Here is an 18,282-nt window from a genome sequence, read left to right as displayed (position 1 = left end):
CGGCGTCGGTTTTTTCAGTATTGCGTGTAGGACTTAATGAACCAGCATGCCGGTAAACCAGTAGGCCTGGGCCAACGTGATCAGGCCGACAATCGTTGCAAAGAATAGGCTGTGTTTGAGGGTGAAACGGAACAGATCCGATTCCTTGCCCACCAGCCCGGTCGCCGCGCAGGCCACCGCGATCGATTGTGGCGAAATCATCTTGCCGGTCACGCCGCCGCTGGTGTTGGCCGCGACGAGCAAGGTGTCGTTGACGCCGAGCTGGTGCGCGGTGGTGGCTTGCAGCGAGCTGAACAGGGCGTTGGACGACGTATCGGAACCGGTCAGGAACACACCCAGCCAACCCAGGAACGGCGAGAAGAACGGGAACGCCGCGCCCGTGCCGGCCAGCACCAGGGCCATGGTCGACGACATGCCCGAGTAGTTGGTGACGAACGCGAATGCCAACACCATGCCGATGGACAGGATCGGCCAGCGCAGCTCGAAAAGCGTCTCTTTAAAAGTGGTAAGACCAGTTTTGATATTGATCTTCAGCACCAGCATCGAGATCAATGCGGAGAAGAAAATCGCCGTGCCGGTGGCGGAAATCGGATCAAGCTTGAACACGGCCGGAATGGCAGTGGGGTTGATCACGATGGGCGCGACCTTGATCACCATCTGGTCCAGGTGCGGGATGGCGAAGTTGAACACCCAGCCGTACATCGAACCGCCAGCGGCGAACATCGCCTTGAACGGCTTGAGGGTCCAGATCGTCACCAATACGGTCAGGATCAGGAACGGCGACCAGGCCTTGATGATTTCCCCCAGGCTGTAGGGCGAAGCGACGGTGCTGCGCGGTTGGCCGAAACCACCGGCGCTGGCGGTGACCGTGGTGCTGGAGGTGGCGCCGGCAATCTGGGCGCCAGCGGTACGCTTGGGCTGCCAGACTTTCAGGAACAGCGTCAGGGAAATCAGGCTGGCCAGGGCGGAGGTGATGTCCGGCAGTTCCGGGCCAATGAAGTTGGAGGTGAAGTACTGGGTGATGGCGAAGCTCAGGCCTGCCACCAGTGCTGCTGGCCAGGTTTCCCGCACGCCGCGCAGGCCGTCCATCATGAACACCAGCCAGAACGGCACGAACAGCGACAGCAATGGCAGCTGGCGACCGGTCATGGCGCCGATCTTGAAGGCGTCGATCCCGGTGACCTGACCGGCCACGATGATCGGAATGCCCAACGCACCGAACGCGACCGGGGCGGTGTTGGCGATCAGGCACAGGCCGGCGGCGTACAGGGGGTTGAAGCCCAGGCCGACCAGCAGGGCGGCAGTGATCGCCACCGGGGCACCGAAACCGGCGGCACCTTCCAAAAATGCGCCGAAGCAAAAGCCGATCAACAGCACTTGCAGGCGTTGGTCATCGGTAATCGACAGCACCGAGCTGCGAATCACCTCGAACTGGCCGCTCTTGACTGTCAGTTTGTAGAGGAATACGGCCGCGACGATGATCCAGGCGATGGGCCACAGACCGTAGGCAAAACCATAGCCGGCGGCTGCGAAGGCCATGTCGGCGGGCATATTGAAAGCGAAAATCGCCACGGCAATCGCCAGGGCCAGGGTGATGCTGCCGGCCACATGCCCCTTGAGGCGAAACACCGCCAGGGCCAGGAAGAAAAATACGATGGGAATGACGGCCGCGAGTGCGGACAAGCCGAGGCTGCCGAGCGGGCTGTAGAGCTGTTGCCAGGTTTGCATAATGGGTGGGCCCCTAATTGTTGTTGGTCAGGCACTGCCAGCGGGTTTGGTTAATTGGTAATACCAATTTACAATCGCTGTTGGCTAGGGTAAAAGCCTTGGTTGTCATGTGTCAATTTGCCGCCCTGAAACTTTCGTCGAATAAGCGGTGCAGAGCGCATCTGATCCGGTTGTGCAAAACGGCTTTGATGGGTGTGGACAAGGCCCGGATGGGCCAGAATAGAGAGCCCGGCGAGCCGTCGGGATCGTGGAGAATTGAGTTATGGGGTTTGATCAGATTCGTCAGCGCCGTTTGTCTGACGATATTGTCGAGCGGCTTGAAGGCATGATCCTTGAGGGCACGCTCAAGTCTGGTGAGCGGCTGCCGGCCGAACGGACCCTGGCTGAGCAGTTCGGTGTGTCACGCCCTTCGTTGCGCGAGGCGATCCAGAAGCTGGCGGCCAAAGGCTTGTTGGTCAGTCGCCAGGGCGGCGGCAACTATGTGGTGGAGTCGCTGGGCTCGACGTTCAGTGATCCACTGCTGCAATTGTTGGAAAGCAATCCCGAAGCGCAGCGCGACTTGCTTGAGTTTCGTCACACCCTGGAAGCGTCCTGTGCTTATTACGCGGCGCAGCGGGCCACGGATGTAGACCGCGAGCGGCTGACGGCGGCATTCGACGAGCTGCAGGACTGTTACTCGCGCCACGACGAGGTGAGCCGGGCGGAGGAGGGCGCGGCGGATGCCCGGTTTCACCTGGCGATTGCCGAGGCCAGTCATAACGCGGTGTTGCTGCATACCATCCGCGGCTTGTTCGACCTGCTCAAGCGCAATGTGGTGACCAACATCGGCGGCATGTACAAGCAACGCAGTGAAACCCGCGACATGTTGATCAGCCAGCACCGGGAGTTGTACCAGGCGATCATGGGCGGGCACGCCGAACAGGCGCGGGAAGTGTCAAGCCGGCACATCTTGTATGTGCAGGAGGTTCTGGAAGAGGTGCGTCAGGAAGTGCAGCGCGTGGCGCGGGCGGAGCGGCGTAAAGGGATGTAATCGCGCCTGTGGACCCTGTGGGAGCGAGCTTGCTCGCGAAAGCGGTCTGTCTGACACATCGCTGCCGGATGTGTCGACGCCATCGCGAGCAAGCTCGGCTCCCACAGTTGATCCCGGGCTAGTCTTCCTTGCCCTTGTTGCGCACCGCGCGCTGCAGCTCGCGGCCGGCATCGCGTTCGCGTTCGGTATCGCGCTTGTCGTATTCCTTCTTGCCCTTGCCCAGGGCAATCTCGCACTTGATCAAGTGCTTGCTCCAGTACAACGACGTGCAGACGCAGGTGTAACCCTTCTGCTGCACGGAGGCGAAGAGTTTTTCCAGCTCGCGCTTGTTGAGCAGCAGCTTGCGCGAGCGCGTCGGGTCGGCGATCACGTGGGTGCTGGCGGTGGTCAGCGGCGTGAAATGGCTGCCCAGCAGCCAAGCCTCGCCGTCCTTGAGCAGCACGTAGCTGTCGACCAGTTGCGCCTTGCCGGCACGCAGGCTCTTTACTTCCCAGCCGGCCAGGACCATGCCAGCCTCGAAACGTTGTTCGATGAAGTAATCGTGTCGCGCCTTTTTATTTTGCGCGATGGTCCCTGTGGGGTGTTTCTTCTGTTTAGCCATAGGGGCGGCATTATAGGCAGTTGCGTGCGTGTCGGCTACGGTGAAGCAGCGTGCTTGAGCACGTTGAGTGAATCCCGGACAATGCGGCCTCTTTTTTGAATGCTTGGGCGTGATCACGATGTCGACAGACAAGGTTTCTGTCCACGGCAGTTGGGCTAGCCGCTGGGTTTTTATATTCGCTGCAACCGGTTCTGCGGTGGGGTTGGGCAGTATCTGGAAATTCCCCTACATGGTCGGCGTCTACGGTGGCGGTGCCTTCGTACTGATGTTCCTGGCGTGCATTGCGCTGATCGGCGCGCCGGTAATGCTGGCCGAAACCCTGATCGGTCGTCGGGCCCGGCAAAGCCCGGCCAATGCCTTGAAGGTGTTGGCGGTGGCGGCGGGGCACTCGCCCAAGTGGTCGTGGGGCGCCTTCGCCGGGATGATCACGGCGCTGTTGATTCTGTCTTTCTATAGCGTGGTCGGCGGTTGGTCGCTGGACTACATCATCGACATGGGGCGTGGGGATTTTCAGGGTGTGACGCCTGATCAGGTAGGCGCCTACTTCGGCAATGTGATTGCCGATCCCTGGAGGCTGACCCTCTGGCACACGATTTTCATGGTGCTCTCGGCGGTGGTGATTGCCCGGGGAGTGGTTGCCGGGCTTGAGCGCAGCCTGCGGATCATGATGCCGTTGCTGTTCGTGATGATCCTGGTGCTGCTGGGCTACAGCATGACCACCGGGCATTTCATGGAAGGCGTGCATTTCATGTTCGACTTCCAGCCGGAGAAAGTCCTGGATGGCCTGCTGCCGGCCATGGGGCATGCGTTTTTCTCCCTGAGCGTCGGGGTCGGTTCGATCATGATCTATGGCGCCTACATGCCCAAGAATGCATCCCTGACCCGGACCGTTGTCGGTGTCGCGCTGTTGGATACCTTCGTGTCGCTGTTGGCGGGGGTGGCATTGTTTCCGATTGTATTCGCCGCCGGCCTGAACCCCAGTGAGGGGCCGGGGCTGATGTTTGTCAGCCTGCCTTTTGCCTTCGGCAGCATGGCGTTCGGCCAAGTGATGGGCGTGGTGTTTTTCCTCCTGGTGGCCATCGCAGCCTGGAGTTCGGCCATCTCCCTGTTGGAACCCATGGTGGCTTACCTGGTTGAACGGACCCGGCTCAGCCGCGCCTGGGTAACCTTCTGGTTGGCCTTCACCTGCTGGTTTGTCGGCCTGGGCACGGTGTTTTCCTTCAATATATGGAAGCAAGCGAAGTTTTTCGTGAACGAAGACGGGCTATTCCATCTCTACCAATGGGGCGCAACCGGAGGGCTGGATTTCTTCGGCGTGATTGATTTCTTCACCTCACGGATCATGCTGCCATTGGGTGGTTTGTGTTTCGTAGTGTTTGCAGGATGGATCATGGGGCGTGAAGCGGTGCGTGATGAATTGTCGCTGCGCAGCCCGGTATTGTTTGGTTTGAGCCTGTTCTTGATGCGCTACGTGGCGCCCATCGGCATTCTCGTAGTGTTTGCCGCCCAGCTGTGGAAGTGACGCTTACATGACGACACATATTCAACGCTCGGCCTTGCTGCCCTATCCGGCGCAGGCGCTGTATGACCTGGTCAACGATGTGGCGAGCTACCCGCAGTTCTTGCCGTGGTGCTCGTCGGCCGAGGTGCTGGAGAGCTCTGAAACCCATATGCGCGCCAGCCTCAACATTGCCAAGAGCGGCTTGAGCCAGCGCTTCGTTACGCGCAATACGCTGGTGCCGGGACAGTCCATCGAGATGAATCTGGAAGAAGGGCCTTTCAACCAGCTCCACGGTGTCTGGGTGTTCAAGCCGCTGGGTGAAAAGGCCTGCAAGATCAGCCTGGACCTGTCGTTCGACTACGCCGGTCCTCTGGTGCGGGCGACGCTGGGGCCGCTGTTCAATCAAGCCGCCAATACCCTGGTCGATGCGTTCTGCCAGCGGGCCAAGCAGAATGCAGAGCTCAAGCGTTGATTGAGATAGAAGTGGTGTATGCCTCGACGGAGCGTCAGGTCTTGCGCACCTGCGTGGTGCAGGAGGGCGCGAGTGTTCGTGCCGCACTGGCGGCATCGGGCATTGCCGATGTGTTTCCAGAGCTGGATCTGGCGACTTGCCCGGTAGGAATTTTTGGCAAGCTGGTTGCCGATCCAGAGCATCAGGTGGTGCAGGCGGCCGATCGACTGGAGATCTATCGCCCGTTGTTGGCCGATCCGAAGGAAATTCGTCGCTTGCGCGCGGCGAAGGCTGCCCAGGCACGCCAATCGGAGCAATAACCTGGCTTGAATGGCAGGCAATAAAAAACCCGGCATGCCGGGTTTTTTTATGCCGCAATTTATTGCGGCGAGGTGTCCAGGGGCTCTGGCGTCGGCACGGGTACGGTCTCGACTTTGTCCACGTCCTTCTGGATCTGGTCCAGCAACGAACCTGGCTTGACCGGTTTTTCCGGTTTCGGCTGTTCGGCCTTCTGGGTCGGGTCAGTAACGGTGTTGTCGCTGTCCTTGCCCAAGATGGCCTCGTCACGGCTCACGCCAGGCATGAAATCGCCCGACAGGCTGACGAGTTGGTCGTTGGGGCTAAAGATAACGCTGATGCGTTCCTGCTGGCGCTCACCGCCGCCTGGCTGCAAGCTGTACAGGTAATCCCAGCGATCGGCATGGAACGTGTCGGTCAGCAGGGGGTTACCCATGATAAACCGTACTTGCCGGCGGGTCATTCCCGGGCGCAACTGGTCTATCATGTCCTGCGTGACGACATTGCCCTGCTGGATGTCGATTTTGTAAACCCCGGGGAATGAACAACCGGCGAGTGCGAGCAGTCCCACAAAGGTGAAACTGGTTAGCAAGAGCTTGGTGTTTTGCATCGGTGGGCGACTTCCACTATCTTGGCTGGGACAACGTAAACGCCGATCATACCCGCATTAAGAGAAGCTGCGAAGCAGCATCGCGAGAAAGCTGACCATGGTTGAAAATAGCGAACTACGCAAAGCCGGCCTCAAAGTGACCCTGCCACGGGTCAAGATTCTACAAATGCTCGATTCCGCCGAGCAACGCCACATGAGTGCTGAAGATGTCTATAAGGCACTTATGGAGGCTGGTGAGGACGTCGGTCTGGCCACGGTTTACCGTGTTCTGACCCAGTTCGAGGCAGCTGGCTTGGTGGTGCGGCACAACTTCGACGGAGGCCATGCGGTCTTCGAACTGGACGACGGCAAGCATCACGACCATATGGTCAACGTCGAGACGAGCGAAGTGATCGAATTCTTCGACGAAGAAATCGAGCGGCTGCAGAAAGCAATCGTCGACAAGTATGGCTTCGAGATGGTTGATCACAATCTTGTGCTGTACGTACGCAAGAAAAAGTAAGCATGTCGCGCGGACTATTACGGTTCGTGAAACGAACGAAGGCGACCCCAGGGTCGCCTTCGTGCTTTCTGCCGTTCTCAGATTTTCGCGGTAACGACCATTTTTTTCGCGTGGGCCAGGGATTCCTTGGTGAGGTCGATGCCCCCGAGCATTCGCGCCACTTCTTCCACGCGCTCGTTTTTGTTGAGCTTGGAGACGGCGGTGCGAGTGGCATCCTCGCCGCGTACCTTGTGCACAAATAGATGCTGGTGTCCCTGGGCGGCGACCTGGGGCAGGTGAGTCACCGTCAGCACCTGGCCGCGTTCCCCCAGCCGGCGCAGCAACTGGCCGACAATTTCCGCGGTTGGGCCACCGATGCCCACGTCAACTTCGTCGAATACCAGCGTCGGCACACGAGAGGTCTGCGCGGTGATGACCTGGATGGCCAGGCTGATTCGTGACAGCTCGCCGCCGGACGCGACTTTGGCCAGGGCCTTGAGCGGTTGCCCGGGGTTGGCGCTGACCAGCAGTTCCACTTGCTCCAGGCCATTGGGCTGGAGCTCGTCGCCAGCGTTGGGGCGCAATTCGATGGTGAAGCGTCCGCCCGGCATGCCCAGGCGCTGGATTTCCTGTTCCACGGCGCTGGCCAGTCCTGTTGCGGCGTGCTGCCGCAGTCCGCTGAGCTCCTTGGCCTTTTCCTGGTAATGACGGGCATAAGAAGCCAGTTCGTCCCCCAGGCGCTCGATGGATTCATCGTTGGCGTTCAGGGTTTCCAGTTCTTCCAGCAGGCGCTGCTGGAGTTCGGCAACATCGGTCGGTTGGATGCGATGCTTGCGCGCCAGTGTATAGATAGTGTCCAGGCGCTCTTCCAGGTACTGCAGGCGGGCCGGGTCGGCATCGAAATGATCGAGGAACCGATTCAGTTCCCCGACGGCTTCTTCGACCTGGATCTGCGCACTCGTCAGCAGGTTGGTCGCTTCGTTCAGGGCGCCCACCGAATTGTTCACGCTGGAGAGTCGGTTCAGGCTCGCTGTCAGTGCATTGAGCACATTGCCTGAATCGCTCTCGCTGCATTGTTCGACCACTTGCCGGCAAATGCCCAGCAGTGCTTCGGCGTTGGTCAGGTTCTTGTGTTCCTGCTCCAGCTCTTCCAGTTCATTTTCACCCAGGGCCAGGTTCTCCAGCTCTTCGAGCTGGTAGCTCAATAACTGGTGACGGGCACGTTGTTCGTCGCCGGAATTGGAGAGTCGATCCAGTTCCTGGCGGGTCTGGCGCCAGCGTTGGGCCGCCAGTTGGACCTGTCGGGCCAGGTCGGTGGCGCCGGCGTATTCATCCAGCAAGCGGCGATGGGTGTCGGTCTTGAGCAGGGATTGGTGTTCATGCTGGCTGTGAATGTCGATCAGCAGCTCGCCGAGGGCCTTGAGGTCGCCCAGGGGGCAGGGCGTGCCGTTGATGTAGCCTCGGGAGCGGCCTTCAGCGGTGATGACCCGGCGCAGGATGCACAAACCGTCGGTGTCCAGGTCGCGTTCGGCCAGCCAGGCGCTGGCCTCGGGGATGTCGACCAGGTCGAACGTCGCCAGGATGTCGGCCTTGTCCGCTCCGGGGCGCACCACGCCACTGTCGGCGCGGTCGCCCAGCGTCAGGCCCAGGGCATCGAGCATGATCGACTTGCCTGCGCCGGTTTCACCGGTGATCACGCTCATGCCTCGATCAAGTTCGAGATCGAGGTGTTCGACGATGGCGTAGTTGTGTACGGACAGGTGCACCAGCATAAGGCCGCTCCCAGGCTTTAGGTCTGGTTATTTATACAGTGTTTTGTTTTGGCCTGACAATGCCCACGCTTAGCTCGATTTGCTTGGACAAATGATTTTCTTAGCGCTGCGGGGAATGGTTATGCAGCTGCTTTTTGTAAGGTTAATTCGTCAGATGGCCCTTGAAGCTGCAAAACCCGACCCCATATACCGGGGCAGAAGCGCGAGTTGAGCTCGCGGACGAAGTTGAGAGGAGAAATCTATGGCTGACGAACAGACGCAGGACACGCAAAATCTAGACGCCAATCAGGCTTCCCAGGATTCCGGTGAAGAGCTGGCGGCACGTGTACAAGTGCTCGAGGAGCAACTGGCCGGTGCGCAGGATCAGGCGTTGCGTGTAGCAGCCGACCTGCAGAATGTCCGCCGTCGCGCCGAACAAGATGTAGAGAAGGCTCATAAATTCGCCCTGGAGCGTTTCGCCGGCGACCTGCTGCCGATCATCGACAGCCTGGAGCGTGGCCTGGAGCTGTCCAACCCGGATGACGAAAACATCCGTCCGATGCGTGAAGGCATCGAGCTGACCCTGAAAATGTTCCAGGACACCCTCAAGCGTTATCAGCTCGAAACCCTTGATCCGCATGGTGAACCCTTCAACGCCGAGCACCACCAGGCCATGGCGATGCAGGAAAGTGCCGACGTCGAGCCAAACAGTGTGCTGAAGGTTTTCCAGAAGGGCTATCTGCTCAATGGTCGCCTGCTGCGCCCGGCCATGGTCGTGGTCAGCAAGACGCCAGCGCCGGTTTCGCCTTCTATTGATGAGCAGGCTTGAAATCGGTCGTAGCGGCCCCATCTATATGTCAAGCGTTTAAGTGCTACCGCAGTTAGCCACCACTGCTGCGGCAACAAAATCCAAGTTCCGGGAGAGTTAACATGGGCAAGATTATCGGTATCGACCTGGGGACCACCAACTCGTGCGTCTCCGTGCTGGAAAACGGCAAGGCCAAAGTCATCGAAAACGCTGAAGGCGCGCGTACCACGCCGTCGATCATCGCTTACGCCAATGATGGCGAGATTCTGGTTGGCCAGTCGGCCAAGCGTCAGGCAGTGACCAATCCGCATAACACCCTGTACGCGGTGAAGCGTCTGATCGGTCGCAAGTTCGACGAAGAAGTCGTCCAGAAAGACATCAAGATGGTTCCTTACAAAATCGCCAAGGCTGACAACGGCGACGCCTGGGTTGAAGTGAACGGCCAGAAAATGGCGCCGCCACAGATCTCGGCTGAAATCCTCAAGAAAATGAAGAAAACCGCCGAAGATTACCTCGGCGAAGCGGTGACTGAGGCGGTCATTACTGTTCCTGCCTATTTCAACGACAGCCAGCGCCAGGCGACCAAAGACGCCGGCCGCATCGCGGGCCTGGACGTAAAACGTATCATCAACGAACCGACTGCGGCCGCTCTGGCCTACGGTATGGACAAGGCCAAGGGCGATCACACCGTGATCGTTTACGACCTGGGTGGCGGTACCTTCGACGTCTCCGTGATCGAGATCGCTGAAGTCGACGGCGAGCACCAGTTCGAAGTGCTGGCAACCAACGGTGACACGTTCCTCGGTGGTGAAGACTTCGACATCCGCCTGATCGACTACCTCGTCGACGAGTTCAAGAAAGAAAGCGGCATGAACCTCAAGGGTGACCCGCTGGCCATGCAGCGCCTGAAAGAAGCCGCTGAAAAAGCCAAGATCGAACTGTCCTCGAGCCAGTCGACCGACGTGAACCTGCCGTACATCACTGCAGATGCCACCGGTCCTAAGCACCTGAACGTAAAAATCTCCCGCGCCAAGCTCGAAGCGCTGGTGGAAGACCTGGTTCAGCGCACCATCGAACCTTGCCGCATCGCCATGAAAGACGCCGGTATCGACGTTGGTTCGATCAACGACGTGATCCTGGTTGGCGGTCAGACCCGTATGCCACTGGTTCAGAAGCTGGTCACCGATTTCTTCGGTAAAGAAGCACGTAAAGACGTCAACCCTGACGAAGCTGTTGCCATGGGTGCTGCTATCCAGGGCGCGGTATTGGCTGGTGACGTGAAAGACGTTCTGCTGCTCGACGTCAGCCCGCTGACCCTGGGTATCGAAACCATGGGCGGCGTGATGACCGCGCTGATCGAGAAAAACACCACGATTCCTACCAAGAAATCGCAAGTGTTCTCGACTGCCGATGACAACCAGGGCGCAGTGACCATTCACGTGCTGCAAGGTGAGCGTAAGCAAGCCGCACAGAACAAGTCCCTGGGCAAGTTCGACCTGGCCGAGATTCCACCAGCACCACGTGGCGTGCCACAAATCGAAGTGACCTTCGACATCGACGCCAACGGCATCCTGCACGTCGGCGCGAAAGACAAGGCTACTGGCAAGACCCAGTCGATCGTGATCAAGGCCAACTCCGGTCTGTCCGAGGAAGAAATTCAGCAGATGGTTCGCGATGCTGAAGTCAACGCCGAGGAAGACCGCAAGTTCGAAGAGCTGGCCAGCGCTCGCAACCAGGGCGATGCCTTGGTGCACTCGACTCGCAAAATGATCGCTGATGCTGGCGAAAAAGTGACCGCGGAAGAGAAGGCCGCCATCGAAGCGGCCGTGGTTGCCCTGGAAGCTGCCGTCAAAGGCGACGACAAGGCCGCCATCGAAGCGAAGATCGAAGAGCTGTCCAAGGTCTCCGCGCCAGTGGCTCAGAAGATGTACGCCGAACAGGCTCAGCCTGCAGAAGGCGCGGCTGCGCAGGGCGAATCGGCCGAGAAAGCCGACGACGTCGTTGACGCCGAGTTCGAAGAAGTGAAAGACCACAAGTAATCGCTTGTTGGTCGGCCGGTTGACTGCATTTGTGCGGTGGCTGGTAGGATGTCGCCGCGCGGGAGCTTGCTCCCGCGTTGGCGTGTCTGGAGCCAATGAATTTTTACAGCATGCGACAACGCTCGGATGCTGGCGGTGCGTTCGGGAATGCTCCTGCTTTCCGGCGATGGGCACTGCGTTTTGGCCGGGGCCCTGGCTGAAATATTTAAAGACCAGGATCGTTGATGAATTGACGTGAGTTGGGTCCGGGCCTGTATTGGGGCTCAACGAGTTTGGCAAGGTTCAGGAGAGGTTTGCCGGACGTCCTATAAGAGTGCAAAGACTAATGGCAAAGCGTGACTTTTACGAAGTATTGGGTGTCGAGCGGGGGGCCAGCGAGGCAGACCTGAAAAAGGCCTATCGTCGCCTGGCGATGAAGCACCACCCGGACCGTAATCCCGGCGACAAAGCGTCGGAAGAGATGTTCAAGGAGGCCAACGAGGCCTACGAAGTACTGTCCGATTCGAGCAAGCGCGCGGCTTACGACCAGTACGGTCATGCCGGCGTCGACCCAAGCATGGGTGGCGGCGGTGCCGGTTTCGGCGGTCAGAACTTCTCCGATATTTTCGGTGATGTGTTCAGCGATTTCTTCGGTGGCGGTCGCGGCGGTGCCCGTGGCGGCGCCCAGCGTGGCAGCGATTTGCGCTACACGCTGGAGTTGAACCTGGAAGAGGCGGTGCGCGGTACTACCGTCAATATCCGTGTTCCAACGCTGGTCAATTGCAAGCCGTGCGATGGCTCGGGTGCCAAGAAGGGCTCCTCGCCCGTTACGTGTCCAACCTGCGGCGGCATCGGCCAGGTCCGCATGCAGCAGGGCTTCTTCTCGGTGCAGCAGACCTGTCCGCGTTGCCATGGCCAAGGCAAGATCATTTCCGATCCGTGCGACTCCTGCCACGGTGAAGGGCGTGTCGAAGAGTACAAGACGCTGTCGGTCAAAGTGCCGGCCGGTGTCGACACTGGTGACCGCATTCGCCTGTCCGGCGAAGGCGAGGCGGGTGCCCAGGGCGGCCCGACTGGCGACCTGTATGTGGTCATCAACGTGCGCGAGCATGCGATTTTCCAGCGCGACGGCAAGCACCTGTTCTGCGAAGTGCCGATCAGCTTCGTCGATGCGGCCTTGGGTGGTGAGCTTGAGATCCCGACCCTCGACGGTCGCGTCAAGCTGAAAATCCCCGAGGGCACGCAGACCGGCAAGCAGTTCCGGATTCGTGGCAAAGGCGTCGCGCCAGTGCGTGGCGGCGGTGCGGGCGACCTGATGTGCCGCGTGGCGGTGGAGACTCCGGTCAATCTGGGTCGGCGTCAGCGTGAGTTGTTGGAAGAATTCCGCAACTCGTTGGCGGATGACAACAGCCACTCCCCGAAAACCACTGGTTGGTTCGAAGGCGTGAAGCGCTTCTTCGGCGACCTGTAAGGAGTTCGCATGCGACGTATAGCTGTGATGGGCGCTGCGGGGCGCATGGGCAAGGCGCTGGTCGAGGCGGTGCAGCAACGCTCGCCGCTTTCCGGCCTGACGGCGGCCATCGTTCGGCCCGACAGTACGCTGGTAGGCGCCGATGCGGGCGAGTTGGCTTCGTTGGGGCGTATCGGCGTGCCGATGTCCGGCGGCCTGGAGAAAGTGCTCGACGAGTTCGATGTGCTGATCGATTTCACCCTGCCGGAAGTGATGCTGAAAAACCTCGCGATCTGCCGCAAGCACGGCAAGGCCATGGTGATCGGTACGACGGGTCTGGACGCTGCGCAAAAGCAATTGCTGGCCGATGCGGGCAAAGACATTCCGATCGTGTTCGCCGCGAACTTCAGCGTGGGCGTGAACCTGTCGCTGAAGCTGCTGGACATGGCGGCCCGGGTCTTGGGTGACGATGCGGATATCGAAATCATCGAGGCGCATCACCGGCACAAGATCGACGCGCCTTCGGGTACGGCCTTGCGCATGGGTGAAGTGATTGCCGATGCTCTGGGTCGCGACCTGCAGGAAGTGGCCGTGTATGGGCGCCAGGGGCACACCGGTGCGCGTGAGCGCAGCACCATCGGTTTCGCCACTGTGCGCGGTGGTGATGTGGTGGGCGACCACACCGTGCTGTTCGCCACTGAGGGTGAGCGCCTGGAGATCACCCACAAGGCGTCGAGCCGGATGACTTTCGCCAAGGGTGCTGTACGTGCCGCGCTGTGGCTGGATGGCCGCGAGCCTGGTTTGTACGACATGCAGGACGTTCTCGACCTGCGTTGATGCCCTTAAGTGCGGGGTTCAGGTTATACTGAGCCCCGTTTTACACCGCTTCGCGACGGCCTGTCGCATTCCCCTGCCTTTAAGGCTCATTAGCGGTGGACCAAAAAAGCCTTTTTCTGTAAGCTACAGCTTTAGTGTGTCCACTAAAAGCGCGCAGAATAATTCAGTGAAGAAGCGGGGTGACGTGTCCATACGTCACTCCGCTTTTTTACAACCTGCGATCGCCCTTTCAGGCTTTATTTACGGGAGGTCTTCTTGACTAAGCCAGCCATACTCGCCCTTGCTGATGGCAGCATTTTTCGCGGCGAAGCCATTGGAGCCGACGGTCAGACCGTTGGTGAGGTGGTGTTTAACACCGCAATGACCGGCTATCAGGAAATTCTTACCGATCCTTCCTACGCCCAACAAATCGTTACCCTGACTTACCCGCACATCGGCAACACCGGCACCACGCCGGAAGACGCCGAGTCTGATCGTGTCTGGTCCGCCGGCCTGGTCATCCGTGACTTGCCGCTGGTAGCGAGCAACTGGCGTAACACGATGTCCCTGTCCGATTACCTGAAAGCCAACAACGTTGTGGCGATCGCCGGTATCGACACCCGTCGCCTGACCCGCATCCTTCGGGAAAAAGGCGCGCAAAACGGCTGCATCATGGCCGGCGACAACATTTCCGAAGAAGCCGCCATCGCCGCTGCCCAGGGCTTCCCTGGCCTCAAGGGCATGGACCTGGCGAAAGTCGTCAGCACCAAGAAGCAGTACGAATGGCGCTCCACGGTCTGGGACCTGAAGACCGACAGTCACGCGACGATCGAGGCTTCCGAGCTGCCTTACCACGTGGTGGCCTACGACTACGGCGTCAAGCTGAACATCCTGCGCATGCTGGTCGAGCGTGGTTGCCGCGTCACCGTGGTGCCGGCCCAAACCCCGGCCGCCGACGTCCTGGCCCTCAAGCCCGATGGCGTGTTCCTGTCCAACGGCCCGGGTGACCCGGAGCCTTGCGACTACGCGATCCAGGCGATCAAGGACGTGCTGGAAACCGAGATCCCGGTATTCGGTATCTGCCTCGGTCACCAGTTGCTGGCCCTCGCTTCGGGCGCCAAGACCTTGAAGATGGGTCACGGCCACCACGGTGCCAACCACCCCGTGCAGGACCTGGATACCGGCGTGGTGATGATCACCAGCCAGAACCACGGTTTTGCGGTGGACGAAGCCACCCTGCCGGCCAACGTGCGCGCGATTCACAAGTCGCTGTTCGACGGCACGCTGCAAGGTATCGAGCGTACCGACAAGAGCGCGTTCAGCTTCCAGGGCCACCCTGAAGCCAGCCCGGGCCCGAACGATGTGGCGCCGCTGTTCGATCGCTTCATCAATGAGATGGCCAAGCGACGCTGACTGCGTGAAGCCCGAAGGCGGCCCCGAATACGGCGGCCCCTTCGGGCGCTACAAAGATTGTTCGACGGCCTAGCCGACTGACCTGCGGATTTGAGTGACAAACCCATGCCAAAACGTACAGACATAAAAAGCATCCTGATTCTCGGCGCTGGCCCGATCGTGATCGGCCAGGCCTGCGAATTCGACTACTCCGGCGCCCAGGCCTGTAAAGCCCTGCGCGAAGAGGGCTACCGCGTCATCCTGGTGAACTCCAACCCTGCCACCATCATGACCGACCCGGCCATGGCCGACGCCACCTACATCGAGCCGATCAAGTGGCAGACCGTTGCCAAGATCATCGAGAAGGAACGCCCGGACGCGCTGCTGCCGACCATGGGTGGCCAGACCGCGCTGAACTGCGCCCTGGACCTGGAGCGCGAAGGCGTCCTGGAGAAGTTCGGTGTGGAAATGATCGGCGCCAACGCCGACACCATCGACAAGGCCGAAGACCGTTCGCGCTTCGACAAGGCGATGAAATCCATCGGCCTGGACTGCCCACGCTCGGGCATCGCCCACAGCATGGAAGAGGCCAACGCCGTCCTGGAACGCCTTGGCTTCCCCTGCATCATCCGTCCGTCCTTCACCATGGGCGGCACCGGTGGCGGCATCGCCTACAACCGTGAAGAATTCGAAGAAATCTGCGCCCGTGGTCTCGACTTGTCGCCGACCAAGGAACTGCTGATCGACGAATCCCTGATCGGCTGGAAAGAATATGAAATGGAAGTTGTCCGCGACAAAAAGGACAACTGCATCATCGTCTGCTCCATCGAGAACTTCGACCCGATGGGCGTGCACACCGGTGACTCGATCACCGTCGCACCAGCCCAGACCCTGACCGACAAGGAATACCAGATCCTGCGTAACGCCTCCCTGGCGGTACTGCGCGAGATCGGCGTGGAAACCGGCGGCTCCAACGTCCAGTTCGGCATCTGCCCGAACACCGGTCGCATGGTGGTCATCGAGATGAACCCGCGGGTATCCCGTTCGTCGGCCCTGGCTTCCAAGGCCACTGGTTTCCCGATTGCCAAGGTCGCTGCCAAGCTGGCCGTGGGCTACACCCTGGACGAGCTGTCGAACGACATCACCGGCGGCAAGACCCCGGCGTCCTTCGAACCGTCCATCGACTACGTCGTCACCAAGCTGCCACGCTTCGCCTTCGAGAAGTTCGCCAAGGCCGATGCCCGCCTGACCACCCAAATGAAGTCGGTCGGTGAAGTCATGGCCATCGGCCGGACCTTCCAGGAGTCCTTGCAGAAAGCCCTTCGCGGCCTGGAAGTGGGCGTCTGCGGTCTTGATCCGAAGCTGGACCTGGCCGACCCGGAAAGCATGAGCGTGCTCAAGCGCGAGCTGACCGTGCCGGGCGCCGAGCGTATCTGGTACGTGGCCGATGCCTTCCGTGCCGGCATGACCGTCGAGCAGATCTTCGGCATGAACATGATCGACCCTTGGTTCCTGGTGCAGATCGAAGATCTGATCAAGGAAGAAGAGAAGGTCAAGACCCTGGGCATGTCCAGCATCGACCGCGACATGATGTTCCGCCTCAAGCGCAAAGGCTTCTCCGATATGCGCCTGGCCAAGTTGCTGGGTGTGACCGAGAAGAGCCTGCGTGCGCATCGCCACAAGCTGGAAGTGTTCCCGGTCTACAAGCGCGTCGACACCTGCGCGGCCGAGTTCGCCACCGATACCGCCTACCTGTACTCCACGTACGAAGAAGAGTGCGAAGCCGCGCCATCGACGCGCGACAAGATCATGATCCTGGGTGGCGGTCCTAACCGGATCGGCCAAGGCATCGAGTTCGACTACTGCTGCGTACACGCGGCACTGGCCCTGCGCGACGACGGTTACGAGACCATCATGGTCAACTGCAACCCGGAAACCGTGTCCACCGACTACGACACCTCCGATCGCCTGTACTTCGAGCCAGTGACCCTGGAAGACGTGCTGGAAATTGTCCGCGTCGAGAAGCCGAAAGGCGTGATTGTCCAGTACGGCGGCCAGACTCCGCTGAAACTGGCGCGCGCCCTTGAAGCCGCTGGCGTGCCGATCATCGGCACCAGCCCGGATGCGATCGACCGCGCCGAAGACCGTGAGCGCTTCCAGCAGATGGTCGAGCGCCTGAACCTGCGCCAGCCGCCAAACGCCACCGTGCGCAGCGAAGACGAGGCGATTCGTGCCGCCGCCAAGATCGGTTATCCGCTGGTGGTGCGTCCGTCCTATGTACTGGGCGGCCGTGCGATGGAAATCGTCTATCAAGAAGACGAGCTCAAGCGCTACCTGCGTGAAGCGGTCCAGGTCTCCAACGACAGCCCGGTGCTGCTGGATCACTTCCTCAACTGCGCCATCGAAATGGACGTGGATGCGGTCAGCGACGGCAAGGACGTGGTGATTGGCGCGATCATGCAGCACATCGAACAAGCGGGCGTTCACTCCGGTGACTCCGCTTGCTCGTTGCCGCCTTACTCGCTGCCGGCGCACATCCAGGACGAGATGCGCGAACAGGTCAAGAAAATGGCCCTGGAACTGGGCGTTATCGGCCTGATGAACGTGCAACTGGCCCTGCAGGGCGAAGACATCTACGTCATCGAAGTCAACCCGCGCGCTTCCCGGACCGTGCCGTTCGTCTCCAAGTGCATCGGTGTTTCCCTGGCGATGATCGCTGCCCGGGTCATGGCTGGTAAAACCCTGAAGGAACTGAATTTCACCAAGGAAATCATTCCGAACTTCTATAGCGTGAAAGAGGCGGTGTTCCCGTTCGCCAAGTTCCCTGGCGTCGACCCGATCCTCGGCCCTGAGATGAAGTCCACCGGTGAAGTGATGGGTGTGGGCGATACCTTCGGTGAAGCTTTCGCCAAGGCCCAGATGGGCGCCAGCGAAGTGTTGCCGACTGGCGGCACGGCGTTCATCAGCGTGCGTGATGACGACAAGCCACTGGTTGCAGGTGTAGCCCGTGATCTGATCAACTTGGGCTTCGAAGTGGTCGCCACTGCCGGTACTGCCAGGCTTATCGAAGCGGCAGGCCTGAAAGTGCGCCGCGTGAACAAGGTGACCGAGGGGCGTCCGCACGTGGTCGACATGATCAAGAATGACGAAGTCACGCTGATCATCAACACCACCGAAGGTCGTCAGTCGATCGCCGATTCCTACTCCATTCGTCGCAATGCGCTGCAGCACAAGATCTATTGCACCACGACCATTGCTGCGGGCGAAGCGATCTGCGAAGCGCTCAAGTTCGGTCCCGAGAAGACCGTGCGTCGCTTGCAGGATCTACATGCAGGATTGAAGGCATGA

General features: G+C 60.0%; 15 protein-coding genes. 11 read left to right on the top strand and 4 right to left on the bottom strand.

Going from position 1 to position 18,282, the window contains the following annotated elements:
* Positions 1–33: 33 nt before the first annotated feature.
* Entirely contained in the window at positions 34–1,728 is a 1,695-nt protein-coding gene (locus F7R20_RS14830) for a lactate permease LctP family transporter (RefSeq protein ID WP_003197659.1), read from the bottom strand.
* A gap of 262 nt (positions 1,729–1,990) precedes the next feature.
* Between F7R20_RS14830 and F7R20_RS14825 the strand changes: the two genes are divergently transcribed.
* Positions 1,991–2,758 (top strand): FCD domain-containing protein, encoded by a 768-nt coding sequence (locus tag F7R20_RS14825; protein ID WP_003197662.1) that lies wholly within the window; start codon positions 1,991–1,993, stop codon positions 2,756–2,758.
* Positions 2,759–2,876: 118 nt separating this feature from the next.
* Here the strand turns inward: F7R20_RS14825 and smpB are convergent, their stop codons facing one another.
* Entirely contained in the window at positions 2,877–3,359 is a 483-nt protein-coding gene (gene smpB, locus F7R20_RS14820; protein WP_003197663.1) for an SsrA-binding protein SmpB, read from the bottom strand.
* 118 nt (positions 3,360–3,477) lie between these two features.
* Here smpB and F7R20_RS14815 point away from each other — a divergent pair, with 118 nt between their 5' ends.
* From F7R20_RS14815 to F7R20_RS14805, 3 genes are read left to right on the top strand one after another with little or no spacing between them, the layout of a single operon-like run.
* On the top strand, positions 3,478–4,881 hold the full coding sequence (locus tag F7R20_RS14815) for a sodium-dependent transporter (protein WP_003197664.1): 1,404 nt from the start codon (positions 3,478–3,480) through the stop codon (positions 4,879–4,881).
* A gap of 7 nt (positions 4,882–4,888) precedes the next feature.
* Entirely contained in the window at positions 4,889–5,332 is a 444-nt protein-coding gene (locus F7R20_RS14810) for a type II toxin-antitoxin system RatA family toxin (protein ID WP_003197666.1), read from the top strand.
* Positions 5,329–5,631 (top strand): RnfH family protein, encoded by a 303-nt coding sequence (locus F7R20_RS14805; protein WP_003197669.1) that lies wholly within the window; start codon positions 5,329–5,331, stop codon positions 5,629–5,631. The genes F7R20_RS14810 and F7R20_RS14805 overlap by 4 nt, the downstream gene beginning before the upstream one ends.
* A gap of 59 nt (positions 5,632–5,690) precedes the next feature.
* Here the strand turns inward: F7R20_RS14805 and F7R20_RS14800 are convergent, their stop codons facing one another.
* On the bottom strand, positions 5,691–6,218 hold the full coding sequence (locus tag F7R20_RS14800; protein WP_003197671.1) for an outer membrane protein assembly factor BamE: 528 nt from the start codon (positions 6,216–6,218) through the stop codon (positions 5,691–5,693).
* A 97-nt stretch (positions 6,219–6,315) separates the two neighbouring features.
* On the opposite strand from F7R20_RS14800, the gene fur reads away from it, so the two are divergent.
* Positions 6,316–6,720 (top strand): ferric iron uptake transcriptional regulator, encoded by a 405-nt coding sequence (fur, locus tag F7R20_RS14795; RefSeq protein WP_003197684.1) that lies wholly within the window; start codon positions 6,316–6,318, stop codon positions 6,718–6,720.
* Positions 6,721–6,797: 77 nt separating this feature from the next.
* On the opposite strand, the gene recN is transcribed toward fur, so the two are convergent.
* Complete coding sequence (gene recN / locus F7R20_RS14790; protein WP_003197686.1) at positions 6,798–8,471, bottom strand: DNA repair protein RecN; 1,674 nt, start codon at positions 8,469–8,471, stop codon at positions 6,798–6,800.
* Positions 8,472–8,712: 241 nt separating this feature from the next.
* On the opposite strand from recN, the gene grpE reads away from it, so the two are divergent.
* From grpE to carB, 6 genes are all read left to right on the top strand, one after another.
* Positions 8,713–9,279 (top strand): nucleotide exchange factor GrpE, encoded by a 567-nt coding sequence (gene grpE, locus F7R20_RS14785; RefSeq protein ID WP_003197688.1) that lies wholly within the window; start codon positions 8,713–8,715, stop codon positions 9,277–9,279.
* Between the two features lie 101 nt (positions 9,280–9,380).
* Positions 9,381–11,297 carry a molecular chaperone DnaK gene (gene dnaK, locus F7R20_RS14780; RefSeq protein ID WP_003197691.1) on the top strand — a complete coding sequence of 639 codons (1,917 nt, stop codon included), beginning with the start codon at positions 9,381–9,383 and terminating at the stop codon, positions 11,295–11,297.
* 325 nt (positions 11,298–11,622) lie between these two features.
* A complete protein-coding gene (gene dnaJ, locus F7R20_RS14775) occupies positions 11,623–12,747 on the top strand; it encodes a molecular chaperone DnaJ (protein WP_003197693.1) in 1,125 nt (374 codons plus the stop codon).
* Between the two features lie 9 nt (positions 12,748–12,756).
* Positions 12,757–13,563, top strand: coding sequence for a 4-hydroxy-tetrahydrodipicolinate reductase (gene dapB, locus F7R20_RS14770; RefSeq protein ID WP_003197696.1), 807 nt, complete (start codon positions 12,757–12,759; stop codon positions 13,561–13,563).
* A gap of 255 nt (positions 13,564–13,818) precedes the next feature.
* Positions 13,819–14,955, top strand: coding sequence for a glutamine-hydrolyzing carbamoyl-phosphate synthase small subunit (gene carA / locus F7R20_RS14765; RefSeq protein ID WP_003197697.1), 1,137 nt, complete (start codon positions 13,819–13,821; stop codon positions 14,953–14,955).
* Between the two features lie 105 nt (positions 14,956–15,060).
* Entirely contained in the window at positions 15,061–18,282 is a 3,222-nt protein-coding gene (gene carB / locus F7R20_RS14760; protein WP_003197699.1) for a carbamoyl-phosphate synthase large subunit, read from the top strand.

The sequence above is a fragment of the Pseudomonas brassicacearum subsp. brassicacearum genome (genome assembly GCF_008801605.1).
GTDB classification, from domain to species: Bacteria; Pseudomonadota; Gammaproteobacteria; order Pseudomonadales; family Pseudomonadaceae; genus Aquipseudomonas; species Aquipseudomonas brassicacearum.
Note: the sequence above shows the minus strand (reverse complement) of the source record. Positions and strands in the feature narration are given on the sequence as shown.

Excerpts from the sequence above, each read along its gene's own strand:
- recN (WP_003197686.1), bottom strand. The coding sequence starts at position 8,471 with ATGCTGGTGCACCTGTCCGTACACAACTACGCCATCGTCGAACACCTC.
- dapB (WP_003197696.1), top strand. The coding sequence starts at position 12,757 with ATGCGACGTATAGCTGTGATGGGCGCTGCGGGGCGCATGGGCAAGGCG.
- dnaK (WP_003197691.1), top strand. The coding sequence starts at position 9,381 with ATGGGCAAGATTATCGGTATCGACCTGGGGACCACCAACTCGTGCGTC.
- F7R20_RS14800 (WP_003197671.1), bottom strand. The coding sequence starts at position 6,218 with ATGCAAAACACCAAGCTCTTGCTAACCAGTTTCACCTTTGTGGGACTG.
- smpB (WP_003197663.1), bottom strand. The coding sequence starts at position 3,359 with ATGGCTAAACAGAAGAAACACCCCACAGGGACCATCGCGCAAAATAAA.
- F7R20_RS14815 (WP_003197664.1), top strand. The coding sequence starts at position 3,478 with ATGTCGACAGACAAGGTTTCTGTCCACGGCAGTTGGGCTAGCCGCTGG.
- F7R20_RS14825 (WP_003197662.1), top strand. The coding sequence starts at position 1,991 with ATGGGGTTTGATCAGATTCGTCAGCGCCGTTTGTCTGACGATATTGTC.
- fur (WP_003197684.1), top strand. The coding sequence starts at position 6,316 with ATGGTTGAAAATAGCGAACTACGCAAAGCCGGCCTCAAAGTGACCCTG.
- F7R20_RS14830 (WP_003197659.1), bottom strand. The coding sequence starts at position 1,728 with ATGCAAACCTGGCAACAGCTCTACAGCCCGCTCGGCAGCCTCGGCTTG.
- F7R20_RS14810 (WP_003197666.1), top strand. The coding sequence starts at position 4,889 with ATGACGACACATATTCAACGCTCGGCCTTGCTGCCCTATCCGGCGCAG.
- grpE (WP_003197688.1), top strand. The coding sequence starts at position 8,713 with ATGGCTGACGAACAGACGCAGGACACGCAAAATCTAGACGCCAATCAG.
- carB (WP_003197699.1), top strand. The coding sequence starts at position 15,061 with ATGCCAAAACGTACAGACATAAAAAGCATCCTGATTCTCGGCGCTGGC.
- dnaJ (WP_003197693.1), top strand. The coding sequence starts at position 11,623 with ATGGCAAAGCGTGACTTTTACGAAGTATTGGGTGTCGAGCGGGGGGCC.